The sequence below is a fragment of the Promineifilum sp. (SeqCode) genome, from assembly GCF_041918635.1.
GTDB lineage: Bacteria > Chloroflexota > Anaerolineae > Promineifilales > Promineifilaceae > Promineifilum.
Genome location: NZ_JAYRVJ010000133.1, coordinates 1 through 2424, shown reverse-complemented (window position 1 = coordinate 2424; position 2424 = coordinate 1). Strand labels below are relative to the sequence as shown.

Below are 2424 nucleotides of genomic sequence, written 5' to 3'. Positions count from 1 at the left end.
ACGCTGAACCGGCGCACGTCCTTGACTACCGGCTGGCTCAGGTGCTGCCAGAAGTGCTCGAAGAACAGTCCCTCGCGCAAGCCGTTGACCGAGATGGCGACCGCCTCCGCCTCCAGCCGGCCCATGACCGCCTGGAGCGCCAGCGCCCCGGCCAGGATGATGTCGGCGCGGTCGCTGTGCAGGCCCGGCAGCGCCTCCCGCTCGGCCAGCGGCAGGGTCGAGAGCAGGCGGATGTTCTCGGCCAGATCGTCACCGCCGAACACGAAGCCGTGCAGCGTATTCAGCGGGTAGGCGCGCCGCGCCGCGACCATCGCCGCCATGTTGCGCGCCGTGCCGCCCAGGGCCACTAGCGCCGTACCGTTGGCCCGCTTGCGCCGCTCATCTAACCAGTCGAGGCCGGCCAGTTGCGCGGCGATCTCCCCCCGGATGGCGTCCAGTTCGGCCGCGGCCGGCGGGTCGCGCCGTACGAAGCGCTCCGTCAGAGCCAGCGCCCCCAGCGACAGGGACGCGCCCCGTTCGAAGCACCGGTCGCGCACGCGCGACAGTTGCATGCTGCCGCCGCCGATGTCGAGGACGTAGCCGTCGACCAGCGGTACTTCGTTCAGCGCCCCCAGCACACCGTAGTAGGCCTCCTGCTCGCCGCTCAGGACGCGCAACGTCAGTCCCAACTCCGTCTCGACCCGGCGGACGAACTCCGCGCCGTTCTGGGCCTCGCGCACGGCGCTGGTGGCCGTGGCGATGATGAGATCGACGCGGGAGCTGTCGCAGAAGCGCTTGAACAGCCGCAGCGTGAAGAGGGCGCGCTCCACGGCCTCGGCGCTCAGACCGGCCGGCGTCATGCCTTGCCGCAGGCGGACGACCTCGCGGATCTCGTCGTCCAGGTGGTAGGCGTAGCCGGGCACGGCCGACATGACGACCAGGCGCGCCGTGTTCGAGCCGAGGTCGATGACGGCCACGCGCTGTTGGGTGGGGTGGGTTAGCATGGAGGCTCCGGCGGTGAGGAGTTGATAGTTGAGAGTGGTTGGTGACCAACGACTAACGACCAACAACACCGCTCACAGAGAAGTATAGTGCGCTGTGGTCGCGTTGCCAAAATGACTCTTGACAGGCCAAGCGGCGCGGATATAATAAGTTATATTGACGTTCGTCAATATGTGTAGAGCGTTATGACCGAATCCGTGGACTTCGCCAAGGCTATCGCCGACGAGACGCGCCAGCGCGTGATGGGTTTGCTGTGCTGCGAGTGGCTGTGCGTCGGCGACATCGTCGACAAGATGCACGGCGTCACCCAGCCGACCGTCTCCCACCATCTGGCAGTGCTGCGCGAGGCGGGGCTTGTCCACGTGCGGCGCGAGGGCAAGCAGGTGTTCTACTCGCTCAATCAGGATGAGGTGGCGGTTTGCTGCGGACGGATTATGCTCAATTTCGCGCCCCAACGGGTGGACGAGTTAGCGCTCAACGTGGCGCCGAGTAAAGGTTCCGCGGATTTGGCCGATTACGCGGATTTTTCAGGGGCTTGTTCGTCGTAGTCGCTGGATACTTGAAACAGCCTCTTTTTTTGTGGGTATCTATAGATACATATCAATATGAGGAGTGTAACGATGTCACAGGATAGTGGACAGGTGTACGAAGCGGTGCGCGAGCGGTATGGGCAGTTGGCCTCCGGGGCGAGCGACGCGAGTTGTTGCGGCAGCGGCAGCGACTGTTGCGGCGACTCGGCGGGCGTCGACGTAACGTTAGATTCGCTCTATGGCTCGCTCTACACAGCCGACACAGCCTGGCTGCCGGACGAGGTGACCGGCCTCTCACTGGGCTGCGGCGATCCGATCACGCTGGCCGCGCTCCAACCGGGCCAGGTCGTGCTCGATCTGGGCTCCGGCGGCGGGATCGACTGCTTCATGGCGGCGCGGCAGGTGGGGCCGGCCGGCCACGTCATCGGCGTGGACATGACGCCGGAGATGCTGTCCAAGGCGGAGCGCAACAAGGCCAAGGTCGGCCTGGATAACGTGGAGTTCCGGCAGGGGATGATCGAGGCGCTGCCGGTGGCATCCGACACGGTGGACGTGATCCTGTCCAACTGCGTCATCAACCTTAGCCCTGACAAGCCAGCCGTCTTCCGCGAGGCGTTCCGCGTGTTGCGGCCGGGCGGGCAGTTGGCGGTGTCGGACATGATGACGCAGGGCCAATTCGGCGAGCAGGAGCGAGCCGATCTGTCGGCCTGGGCCGGCTGCGTCACCGGCGCGGAGGACGTGGCGCTCTACGCTGCGGCCATGCGCGACGCCGGCTTCACCGACATCTCCATTGTGGACAAGGCCCGACCGGAAGAGGAGTTGGCCGGCCTGCCGCGGGAGTCTGGCCCGGCGCGGCTGTTCAGCGCGCGGGTGACGGCGCGCAAATAGTAGCAGGGCAAACGTGGCGCGGGTT

Annotated in this window: 2 protein-coding genes and 1 pseudogene; 2 read left to right on the top strand and 1 reads right to left on the bottom strand. The window is 66.1% G+C overall.

All coding sequences use genetic code 11. From position 1 onward, the window contains the following. Positions 1-983 (bottom strand): annotated as a pseudogene (locus tag ACE3UY_RS04505) (Ppx/GppA family phosphatase); the annotation flags it as partial. A 183-nt stretch (positions 984-1166) separates the two neighbouring features. Here ACE3UY_RS04505 and ACE3UY_RS04500 point away from each other — a divergent pair. Together ACE3UY_RS04500 and arsM are read left to right on the top strand one after the other, a co-directional pair. Continuing rightward, positions 1167-1529: an ArsR/SmtB family transcription factor gene (locus ACE3UY_RS04500; protein ID WP_374686360.1), complete on the top strand. Its 363-nt coding sequence runs from the start codon at positions 1167-1169 to the stop codon at positions 1527-1529. A gap of 72 nt (positions 1530-1601) precedes the next feature. Further along, entirely contained in the window at positions 1602-2399 is a 798-nt protein-coding gene (gene arsM / locus ACE3UY_RS04495) for an arsenite methyltransferase (RefSeq protein WP_374686359.1), read from the top strand. Positions 2400-2424: the final 25 nt, after the last annotated feature.

Excerpts from the sequence above, each read along its gene's own strand:
- arsM (WP_374686359.1), top strand. The coding sequence starts at position 1,602 with ATGTCACAGGATAGTGGACAGGTGTACGAAGCGGTGCGCGAGCGGTAT.
- ACE3UY_RS04500 (WP_374686360.1), top strand. The coding sequence starts at position 1,167 with ATGACCGAATCCGTGGACTTCGCCAAGGCTATCGCCGACGAGACGCGC.